Consider the following 25,142-nt stretch of genomic DNA (forward strand, 5'->3'; position numbering starts at 1 on the left):
CCGGCATGGGCAGCCCGCCGACCGATCTGAACAGCGGTCGGCGTGGCCGCCTCACGCCCGGTCGCCGGCGCGTGCTCGACCGTGTCTTCGACAGACTGCTGACTCTCGAGCCGGCAGCACGCCGGTCGGAGCTCGAACAGATCCAGCAGCGTCATCCGCGCCTTGGCACATGGCTGCAAGCATTGCTGGGCGCCGCGACGGGCGCGGCGGAGCGAGTGGACGACATGCTCTCGGCCGTTGCCGCGACGGCCTCCGGGGCGCTCGAGACCCTGGAGCCGGAACTGCCGGCCGGCACGCGTCTGGGCGCCTGGCGCATCCTCGAACGGGTCGGGTCTGGCGGCATGGGCTGTGTCTACCGCGCCGAACGCGCCGACGGCGCGTTTGAAATGGAGGCCGCCGTCAAGCTGATTCGCCTGAGCGGCAACACCGAACTGCAGGCCCGCCTGACCGTTGAGCGCCAGCTGCTGGCGCGCCTCGATCACCCCAATATCGCGCGCATTGTTGACGGCGGCACGACCGACCAGGGCCAGACCTTTATCGTCATGGAGTGGGTGCCGGGTGAAGACCTGCATCAGTACCAGACGCATTCCGGGACCCCACCCAAGCAGTGCCTCAAACACCTGCTGCGCCTGGCCGAGGCCGTCAATCACGCCCATCAGCGCGGCATCGTCCACGGCGATATCAAGCCGGCAAACGTGCGCATTGATCAAGCCGGCCGGGTTCGCCTGGTCGATTTTGGCGTCGCCCGAGTGATCGACGAGGGCGATCCGGACCAGCGCGGCTTTCAGGCGCTGACCCGAAACTGGTCGGCGCCGGAGCTGTTGCGCGGCGATCCGCCCTCGACGCAGTCGGATATCTGGTCGCTGGGCGCGCTGCTGTACTGGCTGCTGACCGGCACGGAGATCCCCGCCGATCCCAGACACGCCGCAGCCACACTGCAGGCGCAGCTGCGCCATCGATGCCGCAACGCCAGTGATCTGGTCGCCATCGTGTCAAAAGCCTGCGCCATCGAGCCCGACGACCGCTATCCCGGGGTCTCTTTGCTCATCGAAGACATGGAGCGCTACGGTGCGGGCCGTCCGGTGCAGGCTCGCCGGCAGACGAGCAGCTACGTTGCACTGCGCTTCGTCGGCCGCAACCCGATCGGCGTCGGCATGGCGGTGACGGCAGCGGTGCTGCTGATCGCCGGGCTGGCCGGCACCAGCTGGCAGGCCCGTGAAGCGGCCCTGGAGCGTGATCGCGCACGGTTCGAGGCCGAGCGTACCGAGCGCATCAGCGAATTCCTTTTCGGGCTGTTCGAGCAGGCTGACCCATGGCAGAACACCGCCAACCTCACGGTCAACGAGCTGGTCACTCGCGGCGTCGCCAGCGCCGAGCAGCTCAACGATACGCCGCGCCTGAAGTCAGAGCTCTTGCGGGTCATGGCCCGCGTGCATCGCGGCCTGGCCGACTATCAATCGGCCGATGAACTGTCGGCGCGGGCACTGGACCTGATCGAAAACCAGCCGAACGCACCCCGCGAGGAGCTGGCGGCCACCTGGCTGATGCGCGCGCGGGTTCTGGCGTCGCTGGGCCGCTATTCCTCGTCGCAGCGTGCCGCGGAGCGTGCCCTTGAGCTGGTCGCCGAGGGTCCGGAGGCGCTGCGCGCCGAAGCCCAGAACCAGCTCGGAATAGTGCTCTACTCACTGGGCCGGTTCCGGATGGCCCGGGGCTACCTGGAACAGACTCTGGCCTGGCGCGAACAGGCCCGTCCGGGAAGCGCCGAGCTCGCCGAGTCCTACAACAATCTGGCGGTCCTGCTGGCAGCAATGGACCGACGAGAGGAAGCGCTGCGCTACTACGAGCGTGCGCTGAACATTCGCCGCCGGGTGCTCGGCGAGCGCCATCCCACGACCAGCTTCACCATGACCAATGTGGCCACACTCAGGGTCCAGCTCGGTGAGATCGATGCGGCCCGTGCACTCTTCCGGGAAGCGCTGGCCATTCGCCAGGATGCGTTCGGCCAGCAGCATCCCGCCGTTGCCAGCGTCTACTATCAGCTCGGCTGGGCCGAGGCCAACGACGGCAACCTGAGCGCCGCGGCGGACCACTACGCCCGGGCGCTGAGCGTGCGCGAGGCGTTTTTCGGCCCCGACCACCCCTCGGTTGCCGTCATCCTCAACGCCATGGCCAACGTCGATCGGCGGCGCGGGCGTCTCGACGACGCTCTCGATTCACTCCGACGGGCCCTGGCCATCTATCGCCAGAGCTATCCCGAAGGCCACCACGATATCGCGCTGGTGCTCAGCAACCTGGGCACCACGCTGCTGGCTCGCGGCCATAACGAACAGGCTCTGGACCGGCTGCACGAAGCGCTGTCGATGAATCGGTCGGTTTTCGGCAACCATCACCACCACGTCGCCAACACCCTGACGGCTCTGGCCCAAGCCCGGCTCGCCCTGGGACAGACCGCACCAGCACTCGAGCGGGCACGCGAGGCCGAAGTCATCCTGCGCGAACTGTATCCCGACGAGGCGCATCCGGATCGCCGCGTCAACCGTGAGCTGATCGCGCGCATCGATGGCCGCGCGTCGGCACATGGTAAACGCGACTGACGCCAGGCCGCAGAGCCGCTCCGGGCGCCCCGATACCCGCCCGCACCGCCGGGCTTGACGGGTGCCGTGCCAACAAACCTCGGGCAGGCCTTCATGCCACCCTCACACCATCTGCACAAATCGTTGACTTCCGGACGATCCCGCGTTCACGCCCGATCAGGATAGTGTCGCCCATGCCACACGGCATGACCGATCAACTCACAATGGAGACCATGAAATGAACAATCGACATCTCATTGCAATCGCTGCCAGCCTTGTTCTGGCTGCCGCCTCGGCCGTCGCCTTCGCCGGTGAATACAGCTACGGCGCCAAGAGCAAGAATATCGTCGAGACGGCCCGCGACGCCGGCTCGTTTAACACCCTGCTCACCGCCGTGGAAGCCGCCGGCCTGGTCGATACCCTGTCAGGTGAAGGGCCGTTTACCGTGTTCGCGCCGACCGATGCCGCTTTCGCTGCAATCCCGGCCGACCAGCTGCAGGCCCTGCTGCAGGACAAGGCCGCGCTGACCGACGTGCTGACCTACCACGTGGTCAGCGGCAAGGTGAGTTCCGATCAGGTCGTCGGTCTGAGCGAAGCCACCACGGTTCAGGGCTCGACGGTCGACATCAAGGTCGACGGTGAGCGGGTGCGGGTCGACGGCGCCAACGTGGTGCAGGTCGACATCGAAGCTGCCAACGGCATCATTCACGTCATCGACGCCGTGATCACGCCCTGAAGACAGGATCATTTCCTGAAGACAGACAGACGCTCCAATCCTGACTACAGGTTTCAGCCCGCCCCCCGGCGGGCTGTTTTTTTTTCAGCCTCCACTCAAGTGATCTCCCCAATGGCCCGGTAAAGCGGGGCCAGCCGCCCGTACAGTCGTCGATACACCCGACGGTGGAGCGCGTCGTAGACGGCGTGCGCATCCGGGTCGGGCTCAAAGCGCCGGCCGGGCCGCGTCATGGCGATCATGGCCGCATCCGGATCGGCATACCAGTCCAGACCGGCAGCCGCGAGAATGGCCGCACCCAGGCCCGAAGCTTCATGCGTACGCGCGCGTTCAACCGGCAGACCGAACACGTCCGCGGTGATCTGCAGCACTGCATCGGACTGGGCGCCGCCGCCGACCACCCGCAACCTGTCGATGCGACGTCGGCCGCGCCGCTCGATCGCCTCGCTGCCGGCCCGCAGGGCATAGGCAATGCCCTCGAGAATGGCCCGGTAGAGGTGAGCCCGGGTATGCTCCTCGCTGAAACCGATGACTGCACCCCGGGCCTCGGGTCCGGGCTCGATATCACGGCCCCAGTAGGGCTGCAGCACCAGCCCAAGGCTGCCCGGCGGTGCCTGTTCGACCAGGCGATCGAGCAGTGCCTCGACCGCCGTTCCGGTTTCCTCGGCCAGGCGTTGCTCGGGCAGGCCAAACTCGCGCTTGAACCAGCTCACCATCCAGAATCCGCGCGGCACGGCCGCCTCCACCATGTAGCCACCCGGCAGCGCTGCCGGGTAGGCCGGCATGCGCCCGATGGCCTCGAAATAACGGCTCGAATGCACGCTGAGCGTCGAGCGCGTGCCATAGCTGATACAGGCCGTGCCGCCCTCGCCCACGCCTGCCCCGAGCAGTTCGCAGGCCTTGTCGGCGCCGGCAGCCATGACCGGCAGCCCGGCATGCAGCCCGATATGCGCAGCCGCCGACGCGGTCAGCTTACCCAGTGGCCGTCCCGGGTCAATCAGCTCGGGCAGCTGTCGCCGGCGCACGGCCAGGGCATGCCAGTGCCAGCTCCCGGCCCTGGCCCAGGCACGGCGACGGTAGTCGAACGGAAGATAGCCAACCTGGCTGGCCGCGCTGTCGACAGCGCGCCCGGTCAGGCGCAGGTTGAGATAGCCTGAAAGACCCAGAAAATGCGCCGTGCGCCGCCAGCGCCCGGGCTCGTGAACGGCCAGCCAGTTGCATTCGGCATTCTCACGCAGATGGCGCAGCGCCGCAGTGCGACCGCTGGCGGCAATCAGCGCGCGCCAGTGCAGCGGCATTGCCGGCAGTGCACGACAGTCCACGCGCCGGCGATCGACCCAGGAGATGGCCGAACGCAGCGCCTGACCCTGGGCATCCAGACAGATCTGTGTGCCGCGCTGGGTGGTCACCGCGAGTCCGGCCACGCGCGCCGGATCATGGCCTTCGCGCCACAACCGGCGACAGGCACGGCCGACCCCCTGCCAGTAGTCTTCGACCTCGTGCTCGACCCAGCCAGGCTCGTTACTGCGACCCGCTTCACTCTTGACCTGACCGCACCCGACCAATTGCCCGCCCTGGTCGAACAGCAGCGCGCGCACGCTTTGCGTGCCGTGGTCAATGGCCAGAATCAGCGGCGAGTCCTTCATCGGGCACCCCGGCCTGTCGACGGCAGGCTGTAGCAGCGCCGGTAGATATCGCGATAGCGCGCCCATTCCTGCCGCCAGCGCCGCTTGTCCCAGCCCAGTTCCCGCCGACAGATCGCGGCGATGCGCCCCTCCTGGTCGGCCGCCCCATCGGCCAGCGTCACACCGAGGCGCGTGCGGCGCAGCAGCAGATCATCAAGGTGCACAACGGCTTCCCTGCCGGCGGCCCAGGCAAGCTCCGCCCACAGGGTGTCGCTGCCAGGCACGGGCTCAAGCATGCCCGTCTCGGCCGAGTCGATCAGCGCCGGCAGTTGGGCCCCGTAGAAGCCGCGCAGCCGGCGTGCCGTCCCGATTCCCACGTGGTCGGGCGGGCGGCAGGCCACCGGCGTGAACACCCGCTCATCGCCAGCATGCCGCCTCGGGCGACCGATCTGTGCGGCTGCTGCCCGCAGTACATCGAGCGCCATCAGCCGAAAGGTGGTCAACTTGCCGCCGGTCACGGTGACCAGCCCGTGCTCGGACCATACGGTGTGACTTCGGCGCGCCCGTGAGGGCCGGATGGTAAGCGGATCCTGTCCGTGCGGGGCGACAATCGGACGCACGCCCGACCAGGTCGAAAGCACGTCGCCGACCCCAATGCCGGCTGTCGGAAACTGATCGTCGACCAGCGCCAGCAGGTAGTCGACTTCCTCCGCCGTGATGGCCGCCTCATCGTCCAGGTCGCCGGCATGGTCGAGGTCGGTGGTCCCGATGACCGTGCGCCCGGCCCAGGGGTAGATATAGACAAAACGACCATCGCGCGGATGCGGCGCGGTGACGGCCTGGTAGACCGGCAGGCGCCAGTCCGGCACCACCAGGTGCGAACCGCGCAGGGGCCGCAGCCTCGCCGTGCCGTCGGGCTCGCCGCGCAGCCGGTCGGCCCAGGCGCCGGTGGCGTTGACCACACAGCGTGCCGTCAGCTCGAAACGATCGCCGCTGACCTGATCTTCGAGCACGGCGCCAAACACCCGGTCGTCCGAGCGCAACAGCGAAACGACCTGAACATAGTTGACGGCCTGAGCGCCGTCGCTGCGGGCCTCGGTCAGCACCCGCAGCACCAGGCGGGCATCATCGGTCATCGCGTCGACATAGCCGACTGCCCCGCGCAGGCCATCATCGCGCAGGCCCGACAACAGCCAGGCGAGTGCCTCGGCCGAATGCCACTGTCGGCGGCTGCGCCCGGCGAAGCGGTCGTAGAGGCCAAGCAGCGCCGAAAACGCCCGCCGGCCCGGAAACTGGCCGCGCCGAACCGGGTAGAGAAACGGCAGCGGCTCGACCAGACCCGGGGCCTCGCGCATCAGGCGCTCACGCTCGACAACCGCGTCACGGGTCAGGCCAATATCGCCCTGGCTGAGGTAGCGCAGCCCGCCGTGGATCATGCGCGCTGAACGGCTTGAGGTGCCCCAGGCGAAATCGCGCTGCTCGACCAGCAGCGACCGCCAGCCCCGCCGCGCCGCCTCACGCAGCACGCCGGCACCGGTAATGCCACCACCAACGATGAGCAGGTCCAGGGCCGGGGCGTCAGCCAGTCGCTCGATTGCGGCCTGCCGGCCGTCCGGCTGCCAGTCCTGACCCGCAGCGACCACGCTCACGGCTGGCCGTCCCGGTCGATGAGTACGCCGGGATTCATGCGCCGTTCCGGGTCGAAGCCGTCGAATACTCGCCCGATCGTCGCCAGGCCGAGCGCACCCTTCTCTTCGCCCAGGTACGGGGCATGGTCGCGCCCGACCCCGTGCTGATGGCTGATTGTCCCGCCATGGGCAACGATGGTCCCGGAGGCGATCTGTTTGAGGCGACGCCAGCGTGCCTGTGTCGAAGCGTAGCTGTCGCCAACCCGAAACAGGTAGGTGGTATAGGCGCTCGAACCCTGGCGGTAGACGTGCGACAGATGCGTGAATGCGTGAACCCGCTCGCCCTGATCGGCCAGGCCGGCAGTCAACCGCGCCTCGACTGCCGCGACGTAGCGCTCGACGCGCGACCAGTCCAGCGCCGTCTCGAAGGTATCAACGGCATAGCCCAGCTTCCACAGCGCGTGTCGCAGGTAGGGATAGCGGAAGCGGCCGTGCGACCATGTCCTGCCGAGGCGACGCGCAAGCAGACCAATCGCTCCGTATGCGCGCAGGACCGTGCGGGCCTGTTGCCAGCCAGCGCCCAGCTGGCGACGGCTGCCGCTCAGCCCCAGGGTGAGCATGCACTTGTCATCACCGGCGCCGCGCATGGCCAGCAAGCGTTCGATCGCCGCCAGCCGGCGTCCGTCAACCGCCAGTCGCAGGCTGGTCCGGGTCTCGGCCGGGTTCGAAACCCGCAGCATGGACAGGCCAATCCGGGCGCGGACCAGTTCACGCGCGCACCCGAGCGCCTGATGCCAGTCAGGCAGAAACAGAGTCAGGAAGCGCTCCTGATCGGGCAGGGGGCTGACCCGCATGCTCGCTTCGGTGAGTATTCCCAAGCGGCCCTCCGAGCCCAGCACCAGCTCACGCAGATCGGGACCGGCGGCCGAGGCCGGAAAGGTCGGAATATCGAGCGCACCGGCCGGCGTCTCGAGATGGCCGCCGGCAAAAAGCTGCTCGATGCGGCCGTAGTGCATCGACTGCTGACCGCTGGATCGGCTGGCGACCCAGCCGCCCAGGGTCGACAGCTCCCAGGATTGCGGAAAGTGGCCCAGGGTATAGCCCTTTGCACGCAGCTGCGCCTCGACCTGCGGCCCGTTGGCGCCGGCACCGATGGTCGCCAGGCCGCTGGCCTCATCCAGATCGGTCAGACGGCTCATGCGCGTCATCGCCACGGTGATGATCGGCCGTTGAGACCTGGCCGGCGTAATGTGGCCGGCCACCGAAGTACCGCCACCGTAGGGAATGATCACGGCATCGAGCCGCCGGGCCAGCTGCAGCAGCGCGCCGACTTCAGCCCGGCTTTGAGGGCGCGCAATCGCATCGGGCAATACCGGGAATCGCCCGGATCGCATCGCCAGCCAGTCGGGCAGACTCTGCCCGCAGGCATGACGCAACCGGATCTCCGGCGCGGTCTCGACCAGCGAATGATCGACTGATTCGAGGCGCGAAGCCGGCACCCGCGAAAGCGCCTCGTCAAGGCTGGCATCGGGCAGCGGAGAGGCTGGCCCGAGCAGCTCGGACAGCAGCGCACCGGCCGAGTCCGGCAGCGTCATATCCCGGGCGCTATCGCCCCAACCGTTCCAGCGGCGCATGACGGCATTCCTCCTTGTCCGAGCGGCAACGTAGCAGATTTTCAGCCCGCCGTTGCCGGCCGGGACCACTAGTCGGCATCAATGGCGGCATGCCAGGCCAGCGGGTCGACGCGGAAGCATTTCTCCAGCTCAGCGTAGAGCTGCGGGTGGTGGCGCTTGAGCTGCGCCGGCCTTTCGTAGAAGGTCTCGACCACAACGGCGAAGAACTCCTGCGGCGCGGTGGCGCCGTAATGATTGATCAGGCGCTCCAGGCCTGCGCCGGCCTGGCGCCTGAGCTGTTCGTATTCGCGCCGCATCACGCGCGCCCAGCTCAGATGCTGCGAGCGATGGGAAAGGATCGGCGCACCGTCAACCACACCGTCGGCACCGTCCAGCTTGTGCGCGAATTCGTGCAGAACGAGGTTGTGCCCATCGCGGATATCGCGGCTGCCCGACCGGGCCGCGTCCCAGGACAGCACGACCGGTCCACGATGCCAGGACTCGCCCAGGCGGGCATGCTCGCCGATCGACTCGACCAGGCCGTCGTAGCTGCGCTGTCGGGAGACGAAAGTATCGGGATAGAGATAGATCGACGAGAAGCCGGAAAACTCGCTGTGAGGGCGATTGAGCAGCAGCAGGCAGGCGTTGCCGGCAACAGTAAGCCGCATTTCTTCGGTCACCTCCAGTCCCTGGAAACCCCGAAACGTCTTGTCGTGCAAAAACAGCTGAATATGCCCGTGCAGCTCTTCTCTGAGCGCATCAGGCAGGCCGCTGTAGAGCGGAACGTTGCGCTCGAGAATGCTGCGCCAGTCGGCCGGCAGCGGTCGGCGGGCAATCCTGCGCCGCCGCCACCGTTGCCAGCTGCGGTACAGCCACCAGGCCACGGCAAGCGCAGCGCCGAACAGCAGCACCTCCATCAGCGGTCGCTTCGGAGCCGGCGAACTGGAAGCCGCCGGGCAGCCTGACTATCATGCGGCGGGAGTTCAGCGTTCATCGGACTACCATGCCACAGACACGAGATCATTGCCCCGAGTGTGACCACAAGCTGCATCCGCAGGAGCTAGAAAGCCTGTATCGCGGCCGCAAGCTCGAGTGCTGGTACTGCAATGCGCCACTCAAGGCACGCGCCAGTTTCAACGCCCAGTCCATCGCCCAGGTCTTGATTGGCGGCTGGGCGCTGATCGAGTCGTTCGTCTCCGGCGGCAGCGCCGGCCCGTGGCCACTGATCGTTGCCGGCCTCGTCATCGCCGCACTGTACGTGCTGCCGCCAGGGCTGATCAAGGGCGCGCCCTGGGTCAGGATCGTCAACCGCAACGCCGAGCATAATGCCGAAGCATCCTGAAAGCCGGTCATCCGGACTCAGTCGCGCACGGCACCCTTTACCCACTGGTAGGCGAACCAGTAGAAGGCGCCGCTGTCGTCTTTGGCCGGCGCCGTGCAATTGATCTTGTTGCGACCGGTCTGTCCCAGACCCCCGATCGCGATTGTTACCGTCAACCGGCGCTCGTTGTCGTGTCGGATTTCGAGTGGCTGTCCGGCCGCCGAGTAACAGGCCAGCTGCCCGGCGCGGTAGGGGCCGGCCCGCACGGTCAGCACCAGGGCTTCGAGCGGGCCGCGGACGCCGTCGCCGGGAGGTTGCGCCTCCACCTCGATCACCGGCAGCGGGCGCGAGTGAACCGCCAGCTCGAAGCGTTTCATGTCATCGAAGCCGGAGGCCATGGGAAAGCGCGGCAACGACAGCGGATCGGCCAGCGGTCCGATGGCGCCGGAGCGCTGGGTCATGGCAAATGCGTAGTGCCGACCGACGAGCGCGGCCAGGGCGCCTGAATCCTCGCCGTAAGGATAGGCAAACAGCGCCGGTTCGCGGCCCACTTCCTCGGCGATGCGCCGGTGAGCGCGGGCCAAGTCCGCGCTGACGCGCGCACGCCAGGCCGTGTCGCTCTCGTCGTCGCGACGCGCGATCAGATGGGCATGACTGGCGCTGTGGTTTTCGATCGCCACGCCGGCGGCGGCAAGATCGCGCAGCTGATCCCAGGACATGTACGGGCGATGGCCGGCATCGACCGCATCAGTGTTGACGAAAACCGTAAACGGCCAGCCGCGCGCACGCAGCCGCGGCCAGGCCTCGGCGTATACTGACCGGTAGGCATCGTCGAAGCTGATCGCCACCACCCTGTCCGGCACCACCTCGGCATCGTTCAGTACCGCAGCAAGCAGTCGGTCAAGCGGCCAAACCGAGAAGGCGTGGTCGGCAAGGTAGTCCAGCTGGGCCTCGAATCGATCGGGCGCAATGCTGGTCACCGGCGGCGTATCGCTGCTGACGTGGTGATACAGCAAGACCACGCCATGTCCGGCCTGCAGGGCCGGCGCGAACGCCATGAGCGTGAGCAGCGCCAGCCAGTAACAACGACGACTCAAGGCGCCCGTCCGCCCTGTTACACCGGTTTCGCGCCCTGGTCTCGCAGGCTGTTGTCGGCAAGGCCCGTTGCTCAGCGCAGCGCCACGGCGGGCCGCGCGGGGGGCAGAAAACATCAACTAGACCCCCGTCGTCGCGCGCGCCGGCTCGACGGCTTCATCGATCAGGTCGCGGTTGGCCCGGATCATCTGCCGGATGTCCTCCACGTAGGCCTCGCGCCGCTCCGAGTAGGGCGCCAGGCCATTGGCCAACTGCAGCGCCAGCGGTCGCTGCCCGGCGGCACGCTGACGAGCACGAATCTCACGCAGACCGCGATAGGACGGATGGGTGTTGAGGTTGTTGAGGTAACGCCGCACCGAATCGCCGACCGTCTCGAAAGCGGCGACTTCGTGGACCTGGTCCGGACTGCGCCGCGCCGGCACGATGCCGCAGCCCGGCGCGTAGCACCACTGTCCGAACAGGTTGTTACCCTCTCGGGCAAAACGCGACCGTCCCCAACCGGACTCGGCCGCCGCCTGGACCAGCGCCAGCGGCACGGGGATGATATCAACCCGGCGCAGCAGCGCCTCGAGCGTGTCCGCCCTTGAGCGACCCGGCCATTCCAGCTCATACTCCGCCGCCAGGCGACGCAACCAGCGCCGGTCAATTGGCGACAGCGCCACCGCGGACCGAATACGCGGAGCGATTTCGAGCAGTCGCCGGCGCTGCTCCAGCACGCGCTCATTCTCCGCGGCAACCACCGGCGCAAGAAAGGCAAAGAACTCGCTTTTCAGCGTCGCGGACTCCGCAATGGCGCCGAACTCGGGCAGGCGCTCGGGCCCGGCACGGTACAAGGGCGCAACCGCCAGCGCCAGCAGGATCACCACCCCCACGACCGTGTCCGTCCGCCAGCCCGCCGGCCCGGCGGAATGCGCTTCGTGATGATCAGCCTCAGTCACCGTCCCTGTCCTCTGCTTGGGGGCCAAGCCACCTGTATCCGGCTCACGATGTCATGAGCCCATTGAATCACCGTTGTCGACCACGATTCGGGCCGCCGGTTCACCGGCAGTACCGCTGCAGCGGGTCAGGACCGCGATTTCTTTGCTGCGCGTGGCCATGATTTACCCTGACCGGGACCGCTCATTCCGGGGTGCTCGGCCCCACGCCCACACTGCTCCGAACTGACGACAGGATGACGATCCGTTATCCTTGCCCTGGAATTGTGCTGCGCACTCTGGTGGCGTCGCTGTAGAGCGGGTGGTGAATCAGGCGGGTAAGGCCCGGGCCTGCGCTGGCCGGTCTACCAGGGCACCGGCTCGCCGTGATGGTCGAAAAAGCCGCCGCTGTGCTCGGGGCCCAGGCGATCGATGACGCCCAGCAGCTCGACCGCGGCGGTTGCCGGTGAACGAACCTGCAGGCCGGCCTTGCCGAACGGCTGCGAAAGCCGGGTATCGACGGTGCCGGGGTGCAGGGCCACGCATATGGCCGCCTTGTTCTGGCGCGCAAGCTCAATCGAGGCCGCGCGCACCAGCATGTTCAGGGCCGCCTTGGAAGCGCGGTAGCTGTACCAGCCACCGAGCCGGTTATCGCCGATCGAGCCGACCCGCGCCGACAGCGTGGCAAAGACCGACCGGCCCCGACGCGCCAGCAGCGGCAGAAAGTGCTTCATCAACAGGGCCGGGCCGGTGGCGTTGACGGCAAAGGCCTTCGCCAGGTGCGCCGGATCGAGCTGTTGCCAGGATTTTTCGGGCATGAAGTTCTGGTCGTGCAGAAACCCGCTGGCATCCAGGACCAGCCTGAGCTCGCCGCCCGTCTGGCACACATGCCGGGCGGCCCGCGCGATGCTGTCCTCGTCGGTCACATCGACCGGCGGATCGCTGCGGCGCGACAGCCCGACGACTGCATCGAAAAGCCGGGCCGCCTCGAGCCGTTCGACCAGCGCCGAGCCAATACCACCGGTGGCGCCAAGCACCACGGCCAGACCACCATCGGGTTTGTCAGTTTCGATCGCTGCCATTGATTGGCCTTCGGGTAGGACCGCCGATGACAATGGACCAGCGCCCGTCAGCAAAATGTCAGCGCCCGGATACCCCCTCGATCAGACCCCGGCTGCGGGTTCGACCGGCCGTGTGGCCAGCGACACGGCCACGAACAGCACCAGCGAGACCAGCGCGCCGGTGACGATGATCGGAAAGTGGCCGACGAGCGGCAGGTCAGCCGCGGCGATCCAGCCCAGCTCGGCGACCAGACCGAAGCCCGACCCGCCGAGGATGGCGGCGATGGCGCCGGGCGCTGTGGCGCGCTTCCAGTACAGCCCGCCGATCACCGGAATAAATACGCCGGCAGCATAGAGCGTGTAGGACATCAGCAGCATGCCGATGATGGCCTGAAAGTTCAGCGCCAGCATCAGCGCAGCCAGGCCCAGAACGACGGTGACCACGCGCGAGATCAGCAGCAGGCGTTTCGAGTGGGCCTCGGCGGCGGGATTGATCAGCTTGACGTAAATGTCGTGGGTGACGTGCGAGGTGCCGGCCATCAACAAGGAATCGGCGGTCGACATGATGGCGCCGAGAATGGCGGCGATGACAATCGCCGCCGCCCAGACCGGCAGGACCTCGTCGATCAGCATCGGAATGGCGCGCGCCGCCTCGATGTCGGGCCCGAACAGCGCGCGGGCCGACATGCCTGCGATCACCGGAAACAGCGCGAAGACGATCAGCAGCACGCCGGCGACCAGCGCCGCGCGAAACGCAGTGGTTTCGTCGCGCGCCGCGAACAAACGCTGGTAGAAGTCCTGCCCGATCAGCGTATACATCATGGTTGGCACGACAGCCGCCAGAACCAGACCGGCGCCGGCACCAACCGGGCTGAAGAATCGCTCGGAGTCCATCTCCAGCGCCTGCGCGTCGATCGCGATGCGAATGCCGTCCAGCCCGCCGGCCTCGCCCAGCGCCAGCAGCGCGGCAATCGGTACGCCGACAAACACGATGGCCAGCTGCACCGCATCGGTCAGGGTCACGCCCCACAGTCCCGACATCGCCGTGTAGACGATGAACAGCAGGGTCGCGGCCACCGCCGCGCGGGTCGGGTCGATGCCCAGCACCGACAGCGCACCCTGCGCCGCCCAGACCTGGGCACCGATAATGCCGATGATGGCGATCAGAGACAGCAGGGTGCCCAGCAGCCGGACCGCGTCGCTGCGGTAGCGTAGCGCCAGGTAATCAGGCACGGTGAACTGCGCCAGCCGGCGCATCCGGCGCGCCGCCACCAGCCCCAGCACGATCAGCGACAGCCCGACACCAGCGGCATAGGCAATGCCGGTCATCCCATGCTCGAACCCCCACTCGCCCGAACCCATGACGAACCCGCCGCCGAAGTGCGTAGCGCACAGCGTTGCCGTCGCCAGCCCCAGGCCAAGCCGCCGGCCGGCCAGCAAGAAATCGGTATGGTCGTCAACGAAGCGTGCGGCGTAGACGCCGACGCCGAAAATGACGACAAAATAAACGGCCAGTACGACCAGCTGCGTGCTCACCATGAATTCCTCGGTCCACGATGCCCGATCCGGCGATTGCGCGCAGTGTAGCAGGCGCACAGGTCCCGGCAGCCCCGCCGCGCGGGTGCACTGGAGACCGGCTACCGCTGGCGCGGGTCAGGCTGCTGCCGACTGTGCGGCCAGGCGGCTAAGATGCTCGCGCACCCAACCGAGCACTTCGTCGGCGCCATCACGTTCAGGGTGGCTGAATAGCGGCACCGACCGACCCTTGCCCTGCTCGCGGGCAACCAGGTAGTGAAACTCGTGCCCGTTGACCCGCCTGGCGGTTATCGCCAGTTGGGTGTTGGCATCCAGCATCACCGACCTTTGCGACATCGGAATGGTGCCGAAGCGCGTGCGCATACGCCCGACAATGCGCCGACGATGCGGTTCCACCCGCAGCTCGCTCGCCCCGGTACGACAGAACTCGCCGACGCCGACTAGGGCCAGCGTGGCCAGCAGCACCAGCGGCAGCGGCGCATCCCCTGGTGTTGCCGTGAGCACCGACAGGACCGCGAACAGGCTGCTCAGGATCTCGATCGTCCATCCGAACACGCGCAGCACCATCGGCACGCGTCGAATGATTTCCATCGTACCGTCGGGCAGTACCCGTCTCTGGTTTGGCGCGCTCAGCAATCGATCGCTCCAGCCTGGGCCATGACTGGCTTCCTCGTACTCGGTTTCGGTTTGACCCGCCCCATCCTCAATTCCCTCATGTCCGGATTTCCTGTTCGATCAGACCTGCCTGCAATGTTGGCCGAATCTGCGGCTCGTGTGCGGATTCGGTAAACGCCTGGATGCTCCTGGAAACCAAGCTAACACCTTGCTTGTTCTACATAGGAAAGCGGCTGTATCGCATTCCGTTGACGTGAAAATAGCGATCGCGGTTCCAGTGAAACTCCAGAGTCTCCAGGCTTCTATTGCCGTCGAAATCGCCGACAACAACAGACCCATAGGCCGGTGCAGTGTTTGATAACTCGGCATTACTGGCTTCGCTGGAAATCCAGGCAGAACTTCCCCCGCTGGGGAGCCGCTGGAAGACCGGCGCACAACATCTGTTCGGCCATCATCGCAGCAAACAGCACGGGCCAAAAAAGAGAGAAAGACAACGACAGCAGCGCTGGTTTTTTTTGTGGGCATAGCAATCGGGCCTTTGCGAGGGATTACCCCTCGCTCAGGCCAGTCTATAACGAAACCCACCGTCTCCGTCAGGGCTCGGCCAGGGCATCGAGCACGCGGGCGACGGTGCCTTCGAGGGCGGGGATCCAGCGCAGGACGATGACCAGATCATTGTGCGCATCAACGTAAATGAAATTGCCGCCAAAGCCGGCCGCCCAGTACGCGCTTTCCGGTGCCTCGGGGATGCGTTCTCGGGCGGTATTGAGCCACCACAGATAGCCGTAGTCAGGCCGGTCGGCAACCGGCTGGGCCAGGGTATCTGTCCAGTCGGCCGGAAACAGCTGGCGGCCTTGCCACTGACCGCGGCGCTGAAACAGCAGCCCGAAGCGTGCCAGATCCTCGGTGCTGATGAACATGCCGCCACCAAAGTGCCCGCCGCCGGAGACCGACTGCATGTGCTGGCCGTCGAGCTCCACCCAGGCGTTGTGGTAGCCGTGCCAGCGCCAGCCCGGCGAAGCCCCGATCGGATCCATGATGCGCTCGCGCAGCACCACCGGCAGCGGCTCGCGCAGGACCTGGAGCAACGCATAGGCGAGCAGATTGACGCGCACATCGTTGTACTTGTAGCGGCTGCCGGGCGTCTGCAGCTCACGATCGGGCCAGTCGACCGGCCCGTTACCCACGGGACGGTCGGCCCAGTCCGGAATGCCCCACAGGCTGCCCTCCCACTCCGAGGTCTGCTGGAGCAGGTGGTGCCAGGTCACCGCGCCGTTGTGCGGACCGTCGAACCGGCCCTCCTGCACCCGGCGCCCCACCGGCTCGTGCAGGTCGCCGATGGCGCCGTCTTCCAGAGCCAGTACCGCCATGGTGCTCAGGAAGCTCTTGGCCACGCTGAAGACCATGTCGGCACGATTCAGGTCGCCCCAGCTGGCGGCAATGTACCCGCGACGGATGATCATGCCGCTGTCGCCGGCGCGAGGACGGGTCGGCCCGAGAATGCGGAAAACCGGCTCGCGTGGAGCGAAGTGGCCATAGATCACCTGGTGGAGATCAGACGGCTCGGTCTCGGCCTGCGAGCGCGCCCAGGCAACCGCATCCGCGAGCGCCCGGGCATCGAACCCCAACTCCGCCGGCGGTCGCTGCTCCCAGTGACCCCGCTCGGGGAAATAGTCTGCCGCCGGGGCGGCGCATGTGGTCAGCAGCAGGGCCAGCGGCAACCATCGTGGCATGTCGAGTCTTCCGCGGTGTCGATTCGCTACTGATTGTATCGGGTCGGACGCAATCCGGTGCAGCCCCGGCGCATCGGCGTCCCGGACCCGGTATTTCTTACGATCGGCTTCCGAACGCCATGGATTGGCCGCCGTTCGCCTTGCTGCGTTTCCGGCCGCAGGACACCCGCTCGGGTTTGCGAGGAAATACAATGGCGAGATGGACTTCGAGACTCTGGGCAAGCTGCGCGAAGCCCACGGCGGCTGGCGGCTGCTGCTGGCCGATCATGCGCCGATGATCGTCAGCTTCTTTCACCGCTGCTTTATCGAGCCCAACGTCCGCGCCATGGCCGAGGGTGAGCTCATCAGCCGACTAGAAGATCACCTGACCGGCATCCGCGAAATACAGGGTGAGGAGGCCTTCCCGCGTTCGGCGCTGTCCTACCTCAAGGACTGGGCCGACGATCGGCGCGCCTGGCTCAGGCGCTACTACACTGCCGACAGCGACGAGGCCCATTACGATCTGACGCCGGCGGCCGAGGGCGCCATCCGCTGGCTGGCCGGGCTGGACCAGCCGCAGTTCGTCGGCGCCGAATCACGTCTGATGACGGTGTTCGACCTGCTTCAGCAGATCGTTAGCGGCACTGAAACCGACCCGGCCGCGCGCATCGCTGAACTGGAAGCGAAACGCGAGTCCATCAATGCCGAGATCGAGCGCATCCGCGAGGGCGAGCTGGCCCTCATGGACGACACCCGGCTCAAGGAGCGTTTTCTGCAGATGGCCGACACCGCCCGCGCACTGCTGGCCGATTTCCGCCAGGTCGAGCACAACTTTCGCCAGCTCGACCGCCAGGTGCGCGAGCGCATGACATGGTTTGAGGGCGGCAAGGGCGAGGTGCTCGAAGAGGTTTTCGGCGAACATGATGTCATCGCCGAGTCCGACCAGGGCCGCAGCTTTCGCGCCTTCTGGGATTTCTTGATGTCGCCGACCCGGCAGGAAGAGCTGACCGGCCTGCTGGAGAAGATCTTCGAACTCGAGGCGGTCGTGGCGCTTAACCCCGACCGACGCCTCAAGCGCGTTCACTACGACTGGCTGGAGGCCGGCGAAGTCACCCAGCGGACAGTTGCTCGTTTGTCCGAACAGCTGCGCCGCTTTCTTGACGATCAGGCCTGGCTTGAGAACCGCCGCATCATGGAGCTGATCCGCAGCCTCGAGCGCAAGGCCGTGACTGTGCGCGATCGCCCGCCGCGCCAGCTCGGCATGCGGCTGGACATGCCCGTACCGGAACTGAATCTGGTCATGGATCGTCCGCTGTTCAGCCCGCCGCTGCGCCCCGACATTCAGGCCGACGTCGCGCTGGCCGACGACCGGCTGATCGATACCGACGCGCTGTTCGACCAGGTCCATGTCGACCGCCCGGCGCTGGAGGCCGGCATCCGCCGTGCCCTGCAGCATTGCGACCAGATCAGCCTGGCCGAGCTGGTCGAGAGTCAACCGCTCGAACAGGGCCTGGCCGAGCTGGTCACCTACCTGTCCATTGCGGCCGAGGACGATAGCGCGCTGATCGACGAGAAGAAGACCCAGACCGTCACCTGGACCCGGGGCGATGGTCGCCAGCGTCGGGCCCGGGTGCCTCTGGTACTATTTTCGCGATGACCGATTCCGCACCCGACGATCCCGGCCTGTCGCTGCCGCTGATCGCCTTGTTCAAGGGCGTCGTCTACGCCGACCAGGCCCCCGACAACTGGCAGAGTCTGCTCGAGCGCCAGGCCGCCGTTGCCGATTACGTGGCCGTGCTCGGCCTGGAGCTGATCGTCGACGAATCCGAGGGCTATGCCTTTCTGCGCCAGCGCCCGACCGAAGGCGACGAGGGCGAGTTGCCGCGGTTGATGGCGCGCCGCCAGTTGAGCTACCCGGTCAGCCTGCTGCTGGCCCTGCTGCGCAAGAAGCTCGCCGAGCACGACGCCGGCAGCGGCGATGTTCGCCTGGTGCTCGCGCGCGCCGAAATCGCCGACCTGGTGCGCCTTTTCCTGCCCGATTCGGCCAACGAGGCCAAGCTGATCGACCGGGTCGGCATGGACATCAATAAAGCCGTCGAGATGGGTTTTCTGCGCAAGCTCCGCGGCCAGGACGACCAGTACGAGGTGCGCCGTATTCTCAAGGCCTACGTCGATGCCCAGTGGCTCAGCGAGCTCGATGACCGCCTCGGCGAATACGCCGAACACGCACTCGAGGGCTGACGCAGATGGAAGACCTGGCCCTGGATTTCGCAACCGACGACGCCCGTGCCGGCTACCGCCTGCATCGGGTGGAGCTGCTCAACTGGGGCACCTTCGACCGCTACGTCTGGCAGCTAACCCCTATCGGCGCCAACTGCCTGGTCACCGGCGATATCGGCTCGGGCAAGTCCACCCTGGTCGATGCCGTCACGACCCTGCTGGTGCCGGCTCAGCGCATTACCTACAACAAGGCCGCCGGAGCCGAGGCGCGCGAACGCAGCCTGCGTTCCTACGTGCTCGGACACTACAAATCCGAGCGCGGTCAGGCCGGCCTGTCGGCCAAGCCGGTGGCGCTGCGCGACCACAACAGCTACTCGGTCATTCTCGGGCATTTCTATAACGAGGGCTTCGACCGCCACGTCACACTGGCCCAGGTGTTCTGGATCAGCGACAGCCGCGGCCAGCCCGAGCGCTTCTACATCGCCGCTGACCGGGCCTTGTCCATCGAGGCGCATTTTTCCGGCTTCGGCAGCGAGCTGAAGGATCTGCGCAAGCGCCTGCGCGGGCTCGATCACGTCGAGCTGCACAACACCTTCCCGGCCTACGGCGCCAGCCTGCGGCGCAAGCTCGGCATTGGCAGCGAACAGGCGCTGGAGCTGTTCAACCAGACCGTGTCGATGAAGTCGGTCGGCAACCTGACCGAGTTCGTGCGCGAGCACATGCTCCAGGCCGCCGATACCGAACAGCGCATCGACGAGCTGATCCGGCATTTCGACGACCTCAACCGCGCCCACGCCGCCGTGCTCAAGGCCCGCGATCAGATCGAGGCGCTCACTCCTATCATCGCCGACGCCGACGACTACGCCGGGCGCAGCGAACAGGCCGACCGGCTGCGCGGCTGTCGCGAGGCGCTGGCGTCCTGGTTTGCCGGCTTGAAGATCGAACGACTCGATCGCCGCCTCGAGGAGCTCGAGCGCGAACAGGCCAGCCTGCAAGACCGGATCGCCGGACTCAAACGCGACCGCGGCGAGCAGCGCCGGGAGCGAGACGAGCTGCGCCAGGCCATCGCCGAGAATGGCGGCGAACGGCTCGAACGCATTGGCGTGGAAATTCAGCGCCAACAGGCCGAAAAGGCCGAACGCAGGCACGAAGCCGAGCGCTACCGCGAACTGGTCGCCGGGCTGGAATTGCCCGAGGCCCGCGATGCCGACACCTTCCGTGACAACCGCACCACCCTGGAGGACCTGCGCGAGCAGACCGAAGCCGCGCAGGCAGAGCGGCAGAACGAGCGCACCGACCAGTTCGTGACGATGAAGGAGCTGCGCGCCCGGCACGGTGAAATCGATGGGGAGCTGGCCTCGCTGAAGGCGCGTCGCTCCAACCTGCCGGCGGCGATGCTGGCCCTGCGCGAGAACCTGTGCCAGTCGCTCGACCTGCAGCCCGACGACCTGCCCTTTGCCGGCGAGCTGATCCAGGTGCGCGAAGAAGAAAGCGACTGGGAGGGTGCCATCGAGCGCCTGCTGCACAACTTCGCGCTGTCGCTGCTGGTGCCCGACGAGCACTACCGGGCCGTGGCCGACTGGGTCGATGCCACCCGCCTGCGCGGTCGCCTGGTCTACTACCGGGTGCGCGAGCTGCGCAGCGCCAGCCCCGCAAGGCCGCAGCCCGACGCGCTCAGCCGCAAGCTGGCGATTCGCAGCGACAGCGCCTTCTATGCCTGGCTGGAGCAGGAGCTGAACCGGCGCTTCGATCATATCTGCTGCAGCGACATGGACCGCTTCCGCCGCGAGACCCGTGCCATGACCCGCGCCGGCCAGATCAAGACCGGCGGTGTCAGACACGAAAAGGACGACCGCCATGCCATCAACGACCGCACCCGCTACGTGCTGGGCTGGAGCAACGAGAACAAGATCCGCGCCCTGAGCGAGCAGCGCGACGGACTCGAAAGGCGTATCCAGGTCAGCGCCGATGCCATCGCCCAGCTCGACGACGAGCTCAAGTCACTCGGCACGCGTCTGGCCAGCATCAGCAAACTCGAAATGTTCGAAGACTTCCAGCGTCTGAACTGGCAGGCGCCGGCCGGTCGCATTACCGAGCTCGAGGCCGAATACCGGGAGCTGCGCGACGAGTCGGACGTACTCAATACCCTGCGCACCCGACTCGATGCGCTCGAAGAAGCCAGCGAGGCAACCGACGGCCGGCTCGAGCAACGACAGAAACAGCTGAGCACGGTTGAAGAACGCGCCCGGAGTGCGCGGGAGGCGCGCACCGAGGCCGAAGGCCTGCTCGATGAACTCGACGAGAACGAACGCGAGCGCTGGTTCGGCCAGCTTGGCGAGCTGCGCGAAGAGGCCCTGGGCGATCAGCCCATCACGCTCAACGGCATCGACGCGCGCCAGCGCGAGTTCCGGGCCTGGCTGACCGCACGAATCGATGCCGGGGACAAGGCCATTCGGCGACTTAACGACCGCATCATCCAGGCCATGCAGAGCTTCCACCATCGCTGGCCGCAGGAAGCGCGCGAGGCCGATATCAGCGTCGCGGCCGCCGACGAATACCGCCGCCTGCTCGAGACCCTGACAGGCGACGACCTGCCGCGCTTCGAGAAACGCTTCAAGGAGCTGCTCAACGAGAACACCATTCGCGAGATCGCGGGCTTCCAGGCCCTGCTGCACCGCGAGCGCGAGCAGATCCGCGAACGCATCGAGATCATCAACCGCTCGCTGCACGAGATCGACTACGAGAAGGGTCGCTACATCCGTCTGATGGCCGAGACCGCCCCCGATGCCGACGTGCGCGAGTTCCAGCACAAGCTGCGCGCCTGTACCGAGGGCGCCATCACCGGCTCGGAAGACGCCCAGTATTCGGAGCAAAAGTTCCTGCAGGTGCGCGACATCATCGACCGCTTCCGCGGCCGTGAGGGCTCGGCCGAGTTTGACCGGCGCTGGACGCGCAAGGTCACCGACGTGCGCAACTGGTTCGTGTTCTCGGCCTCCGAGCGCTGGCGCGAGGACGACCGTGAACACGAACACTATGCCGATTCCGGCGGCAAGTCGGGGGGCCAGAAGGAAAAGCTGGCCTACACCGTGCTGGCGGCCAGCCTGGCCTACCAGTTCGGGCTGGAGTGGGGCGAGAAACGCTCGCGCTCGTTCCGCTTCGTGGTCATCGACGAGGCCTTCGGCCGCGGCTCGGACGAGTCGGCGCGCTACGGCCTGGAACTGTTCGGCCGGCTCAACCTGCAGCTGCTCATCGTCACCCCGCTGCAGAAGATCCACATTATCGAGCCCTTCGTCGCCAGCGTCGGCTTCGTCCACAACCCCGACGGCCGGCAGTCCATGCTGCGCAACCTGAGCATCGAGGAATACCGCGCTGAGATGGCTGCACGAAAGACTGCCACGACAACACCCGCATCGTGAGCGACTGGACCAGCGCGAAAGACCTCCTCGCCCAGATTCGCAAGCACTGGGACTCAGGCCAGCTGCTGGCCGACCGGCTGGATGCCGACGGCACGCGCTTCCCGCTCAAGCTGCGCCTGAAAAAACCCGTCTCGCGTGATCTCACCGACCGTTTCGAGGCGGTGCGTGAATGGGTGGCCGAGCTGGCCGGGCATTCCCGCGAACAGTGCGGGGACGGCTACGAGATTGAATGGCGCACGATCAATCACCGCACCCTGGGCCGTAACCGCCTGCCCCGGGCGGTCACGGTGCCGAGCGCCGACGATGCCCTTCGACTGATCGGCAAGACGGCGCAGGCGCGGCGATTCGATCAGCTGACCAATCAGATCCTGGCCGAGTTTCCGTCGCTGCACGCCTGGCTGATGCGGCGCCCGCTCGAGGCGCTCAGGCGTGCCGATGAGTGGCCGCGCCTGCGCGCCATCCTGAACTATTTCCAGCATCATCCCCGACCGGGTCTGTACCTGCGCCAGCTCGATATTCCCGGCGTGGACACCAAGTTCATCCAGGCCCGCCGGGGGCTGATCGGCGAATTGCTCGACGAGGTCCTGCCGGAATCGGCCATCGACGCTGAAGCCGGCGGCGTGCGCGGTTTCAACCGCCGCTACGGCCTGGCCAGCCGCCCGGCGCTGGTCCGCTGCCGCATTCTCGACCCGGCGCTGGCGATGCGGGGCCTGACCGATCTGTCGGTGCCGGCAGAGGAATTCGCCCGCCTCGAGTTGCCGGTCGACGAGGTCTTCATCACCGAAAACGAGATCAACGGCCTGGCGTTCCCCGACCATCCGCGCGCCATCGTCATTTTCGGCCTGGGCTATGGCCTGGAACGCCTGGCCGGCATCGACTGGCTGGCCCGGGCGCGCTGCTGGTACTGGGGCGATATCGACACCCACGGCTTCGCCATTCTCAACCGCTTGCGCCACCATCTGCCCCGGGCGCGCTCGTTTCTGATGGATCGCGCCACGCTCGACGCCCACCGCGAGCTATGGGGCCAGGAGCCCGAAGACCGTCGATTCAGCGGCGAGCTTGCCCGCCTGGACGAAGCCGAGCACACGCTCTACCGGGCGCTTCTCGATGACCTTCTGGCGCCGCGTGTCCGCCTGGAGCAGGAGCACGTCCGTTTTGTCTGGCTGGCCCGCTTCCTCGAACAGGTCGTCAGGGAACAGGCCAATGGCTGATCGGGCTGACGCGGAATCTTTCGAGTCGACCGGGAAAATGGCCAAGGCGCATCCTGTCGACAACACGAATCGGGAAGACGCGGCCATGTCTGGTGCCACAACAGTACTGGTCACCGGGGCCGGCGGCTTTCTCGGCGGCGCCATCGTCGAGCGGCTTCTGGCAGCCGGGCTGCGCGTGGTGGCCTGTTCGCACGGCCAGCAGCACTGGCCCGCCCATCCCGCGCTGTCGGTACGTCCGATAGCGCTCGAGCACATGACCGAGCCCTCCGAGTGGCAGCCCTTGCTGGCTGAGATCGACGCCGTGGTCAATTGCGCGGGCATACTCCGGGAGAATCGAAGCGGCGAGTTCGAACAGATTCACCATCGCGCCCCGCTGGCGCTGGCTCGCGCCTGCATCGAAGCGACGGTTGCGCCCTTCGTTCAGATTTCCGCCCTTGGCCATCCGGCCGACGGCGAATTCATTGCCAGCAAGCTTCGCTTCGACGAGACCCTGGCCGCCCTGCCGCTTGCCTGCTGGATTCTTCGGCCTTCGGTCGTGATCTCACTTCGCGGTTCCTACGGCGGCACTTCGGCCCTGCGCGCCGCCGCCGCCTTGCCGGGGCTGTTGCTGGTGCCGGGAGATGGCAATCAGCGCCTCCAGCCCTTGCTACTCGAGGATCTGGCCGAATGCGTTTGCCAGGCTGTCGAGCGCCCGTCCGGCCATGATCGCCCGCTGCCGATCGCCGGCGAGGCGGTTGTTACCGTGCGTGAACTGCTGCAGCTGATGCGTGGCTGGTTGCGCATCTCTCGGGCCCGATTCGAACTGAGACTGCCCGTGGCGCTGGTTTCGGGACTGGCAGGAATCAGCGATCGCTTGCGCCTGCACCCGATCGGGCGGACGACCTGGCGGATGCTCCAGCGCGGCAATGTGGCCGAAACGGCCGCAGCGGGCGCCGTCAAGCAGACGCTGGGCGTGACATTGCGCTCGGTGCCCGAAGTCTTTCGCACCAGCACCAGCTTCGTCCAGGACCGCTGGCACGCCCGACTGAAAAACCTGGCGCCCCTGGCATGGCTTTCGCTGGTGCTGATCTGGCTGTTATCCGGCCTGACCGGCCTGCTGGCCGGGCCCGATCAGTACCAGCCGGTGCTATCGGAAATCGGCCTGCCCGAGTTCGCGCACGCCAGTGCAGCAAAAGCAACTGGCGCCCTCAATCTGGTGCTCGGGCTTGCGCTTGCCCTGCGCTGGCGGCCGCGCCTGGTGCTCTGGCTGATGCTGATCTGCGTGCTCGCCTACACCGGGGTGCTGGGCATCGGCTTGCCGAAACTCTGGCTTGAACTCCTGGGCGGCCTGATCAAGAACGCAGCGGTCCTGGTGGTCATTCTCTTCAGTCTGGCAACGTGCAACGAGCGCTGATGAACACCTACCTCGCCGTCAAATGGCTTCATATCGTCTCGGCCACCATTCTGTTCGGCACGGGTCTCGGGACCGCGTTTTTCATGTGGCGGGCCATGGTCAGCGGCAACATCCAGGCAATCACCGTCGTCGCTGCCAACGTCGTGCGGGCCGACACCTGGTTGACCACGCCGGCAGTGCTCATCCAGCCGCTCAGCGGCATCTGGCTGGCCCACCTGCTCGGTTGGCCGCTGGGGACGCGCTGGATTGCACTCAGTCTGATCCTGTTCGTGCTGGTCGGCTGTTGCTGGATCCCGGTACTGTTCATCCAGGCCCGAGTGGCCCGGCACACAAGCGTGCTGGCAAGCCAGGACCTCCCGGTAGACGGCGAAGTCCGCCGACTGATGCGCTTCTGGTACGGCCTGGGCTGGCCGGCGTTCATCGCAATGCTGGCGATCTTCTACCTGATGGTCTTCAAGCCCCTTCCGGATTGAGGC

19 protein-coding genes are annotated in these 25,142 nt (G+C 66.7%); 9 read left to right on the top strand and 10 right to left on the bottom strand.

The window, feature by feature from the left end; genetic code table 11:
• The first annotated feature begins 5 nt into the window (after window positions 1-5).
• Entirely contained in the window at window positions 6-2,594 is a 2,589-nt protein-coding gene (locus tag HND55_00200; protein QKK01202.1) for a serine/threonine protein kinase, read from the top strand.
• Between the two features lie 217 nt (window positions 2,595-2,811).
• The gene (locus HND55_00205) at window positions 2,812-3,309 is read left to right on the top strand and encodes a fasciclin domain-containing protein (GenBank protein QKK01203.1); all 498 of its coding nucleotides are present in this window, start codon (window positions 2,812-2,814) and stop codon (window positions 3,307-3,309) included.
• A 95-nt stretch (window positions 3,310-3,404) separates the two neighbouring features.
• Here the strand turns inward: HND55_00205 and HND55_00210 are convergent, their stop codons facing one another.
• The 4 genes from HND55_00210 to HND55_00225 all read right to left on the bottom strand — a co-directional run bounded on the left by HND55_00210 (window position 3,405) and on the right by HND55_00225 (window position 9,089).
• On the bottom strand, window positions 3,405-4,952 hold the full coding sequence (locus tag HND55_00210) for a carbohydrate kinase (protein ID QKK01204.1): 1,548 nt from the start codon (window positions 4,950-4,952) through the stop codon (window positions 3,405-3,407).
• The gene (locus HND55_00215; GenBank protein ID QKK01205.1) at window positions 4,949-6,580 is read right to left on the bottom strand and encodes a glycerol-3-phosphate dehydrogenase/oxidase; all 1,632 of its coding nucleotides are present in this window, start codon (window positions 6,578-6,580) and stop codon (window positions 4,949-4,951) included. The genes HND55_00210 and HND55_00215 overlap by 4 nt, the downstream gene beginning before the upstream one ends.
• On the bottom strand, window positions 6,577-8,193 hold the full coding sequence (locus HND55_00220; GenBank protein QKK01206.1) for an FAD-binding oxidoreductase: 1,617 nt from the start codon (window positions 8,191-8,193) through the stop codon (window positions 6,577-6,579). Before HND55_00220 ends, HND55_00215 begins: the two co-directional genes overlap by 4 nt.
• 68 nt (window positions 8,194-8,261) lie before the next feature.
• Window positions 8,262-9,089: a zinc-dependent peptidase gene (locus HND55_00225; GenBank protein ID QKK01207.1), complete on the bottom strand. Its 828-nt coding sequence runs from the start codon at window positions 9,087-9,089 to the stop codon at window positions 8,262-8,264.
• A gap of 86 nt (window positions 9,090-9,175) precedes the next feature.
• Here HND55_00225 and HND55_00230 point away from each other — a divergent pair, with 86 nt between their 5' ends.
• Entirely contained in the window at window positions 9,176-9,514 is a 339-nt protein-coding gene (locus HND55_00230) for a hypothetical protein (protein ID QKK01208.1), read from the top strand.
• A 17-nt stretch (window positions 9,515-9,531) separates the two neighbouring features.
• Here HND55_00230 and HND55_00235 read toward each other — a convergent pair whose 3' ends face one another.
• The 6 genes from HND55_00235 to HND55_00260 form a co-directional block, all read right to left on the bottom strand.
• The gene (locus HND55_00235) at window positions 9,532-10,590 is read right to left on the bottom strand and encodes a polysaccharide deacetylase family protein (protein QKK01209.1); all 1,059 of its coding nucleotides are present in this window, start codon (window positions 10,588-10,590) and stop codon (window positions 9,532-9,534) included.
• Between the two features lie 117 nt (window positions 10,591-10,707).
• A complete protein-coding gene (locus tag HND55_00240) occupies window positions 10,708-11,526 on the bottom strand; it encodes a Bax protein (GenBank protein QKK01210.1) in 819 nt (272 codons plus the stop codon).
• 341 nt (window positions 11,527-11,867) lie between these two features.
• Window positions 11,868-12,542 carry an SDR family oxidoreductase gene (locus HND55_00245; protein QKK03923.1) on the bottom strand — a complete coding sequence of 225 codons (675 nt, stop codon included), beginning with the start codon at window positions 12,540-12,542 and terminating at the stop codon, window positions 11,868-11,870.
• 123 nt (window positions 12,543-12,665) lie between these two features.
• A complete protein-coding gene (locus tag HND55_00250; GenBank protein QKK01211.1) occupies window positions 12,666-14,102 on the bottom strand; it encodes a sodium:solute symporter family protein in 1,437 nt (478 codons plus the stop codon).
• A 114-nt stretch (window positions 14,103-14,216) separates the two neighbouring features.
• Window positions 14,217-14,690, bottom strand: a complete 474-nt coding sequence (locus tag HND55_00255) for a hypothetical protein (GenBank protein ID QKK01212.1) — start codon at window positions 14,688-14,690, stop codon at window positions 14,217-14,219.
• Window positions 14,691-15,307: 617 nt separating this feature from the next.
• A complete protein-coding gene (locus tag HND55_00260) occupies window positions 15,308-16,447 on the bottom strand; it encodes a serine hydrolase (GenBank protein QKK01213.1) in 1,140 nt (379 codons plus the stop codon).
• 199 nt (window positions 16,448-16,646) lie between these two features.
• Here HND55_00260 and HND55_00265 point away from each other — a divergent pair, with 199 nt between their 5' ends.
• From HND55_00265 to HND55_00290, 6 genes are read left to right on the top strand one after another with little or no spacing between them, the layout of a single operon-like run.
• Window positions 16,647-18,083 (top strand): DUF3375 domain-containing protein, encoded by a 1,437-nt coding sequence (locus tag HND55_00265; GenBank protein ID QKK01214.1) that lies wholly within the window; start codon window positions 16,647-16,649, stop codon window positions 18,081-18,083.
• Window positions 18,080-18,667: a DUF4194 domain-containing protein gene (locus HND55_00270; GenBank protein QKK01215.1), complete on the top strand. Its 588-nt coding sequence runs from the start codon at window positions 18,080-18,082 to the stop codon at window positions 18,665-18,667. The genes HND55_00265 and HND55_00270 overlap by 4 nt, the downstream gene beginning before the upstream one ends.
• On the top strand, window positions 18,664-22,062 hold the full coding sequence (locus HND55_00275; protein QKK03924.1) for an ATP-dependent exonuclease SbcCD, C subunit-like protein: 3,399 nt from the start codon (window positions 18,664-18,666) through the stop codon (window positions 22,060-22,062). Before HND55_00270 ends, HND55_00275 begins: the two co-directional genes overlap by 4 nt.
• The gene (locus tag HND55_00280; GenBank protein QKK01216.1) at window positions 22,059-23,273 is read left to right on the top strand and encodes a hypothetical protein; all 1,215 of its coding nucleotides are present in this window, start codon (window positions 22,059-22,061) and stop codon (window positions 23,271-23,273) included. Before HND55_00275 ends, HND55_00280 begins: the two co-directional genes overlap by 4 nt.
• Complete coding sequence (locus HND55_00285) at window positions 23,266-24,666, top strand: SDR family oxidoreductase (protein ID QKK01217.1); 1,401 nt, start codon at window positions 23,266-23,268, stop codon at window positions 24,664-24,666. The genes HND55_00280 and HND55_00285 overlap by 8 nt, the downstream gene beginning before the upstream one ends.
• On the top strand, window positions 24,666-25,139 hold the full coding sequence (locus tag HND55_00290) for a DUF2269 domain-containing protein (GenBank protein QKK01218.1): 474 nt from the start codon (window positions 24,666-24,668) through the stop codon (window positions 25,137-25,139). Before HND55_00285 ends, HND55_00290 begins: the two co-directional genes overlap by 1 nt.
• Window positions 25,140-25,142 lie beyond the last annotated feature (3 nt).

It is taken from the genome of Pseudomonadota bacterium (genome assembly GCA_013285445.1).
Taxonomy (GTDB): Bacteria; Pseudomonadota; Gammaproteobacteria; order Xanthomonadales; family Wenzhouxiangellaceae; genus Wenzhouxiangella.

Excerpts from the sequence above, each read along its gene's own strand:
- HND55_00200 (QKK01202.1), top strand. The coding sequence starts at position 6 with ATGGGCAGCCCGCCGACCGATCTGAACAGCGGTCGGCGTGGCCGCCTC.
- HND55_00205 (QKK01203.1), top strand. The coding sequence starts at position 2,812 with ATGAACAATCGACATCTCATTGCAATCGCTGCCAGCCTTGTTCTGGCT.
- HND55_00270 (QKK01215.1), top strand. The coding sequence starts at position 18,080 with ATGACCGATTCCGCACCCGACGATCCCGGCCTGTCGCTGCCGCTGATC.
- HND55_00225 (QKK01207.1), bottom strand. The coding sequence starts at position 9,089 with ATGGAGGTGCTGCTGTTCGGCGCTGCGCTTGCCGTGGCCTGGTGGCTG.
- HND55_00260 (QKK01213.1), bottom strand. The coding sequence starts at position 16,447 with ATGCCACGATGGTTGCCGCTGGCCCTGCTGCTGACCACATGCGCCGCC.
- HND55_00220 (QKK01206.1), bottom strand. The coding sequence starts at position 8,193 with ATGCGCCGCTGGAACGGTTGGGGCGATAGCGCCCGGGATATGACGCTG.
- HND55_00265 (QKK01214.1), top strand. The coding sequence starts at position 16,647 with ATGGACTTCGAGACTCTGGGCAAGCTGCGCGAAGCCCACGGCGGCTGG.
- HND55_00250 (QKK01211.1), bottom strand. The coding sequence starts at position 14,102 with ATGGTGAGCACGCAGCTGGTCGTACTGGCCGTTTATTTTGTCGTCATT.
- HND55_00210 (QKK01204.1), bottom strand. The coding sequence starts at position 4,952 with ATGAAGGACTCGCCGCTGATTCTGGCCATTGACCACGGCACGCAAAGC.
- HND55_00290 (QKK01218.1), top strand. The coding sequence starts at position 24,666 with ATGAACACCTACCTCGCCGTCAAATGGCTTCATATCGTCTCGGCCACC.
- HND55_00255 (QKK01212.1), bottom strand. The coding sequence starts at position 14,690 with ATGGAAATCATTCGACGCGTGCCGATGGTGCTGCGCGTGTTCGGATGG.
- HND55_00230 (QKK01208.1), top strand. The coding sequence starts at position 9,176 with ATGCCACAGACACGAGATCATTGCCCCGAGTGTGACCACAAGCTGCAT.
- HND55_00285 (QKK01217.1), top strand. The coding sequence starts at position 23,266 with ATGGCTGATCGGGCTGACGCGGAATCTTTCGAGTCGACCGGGAAAATG.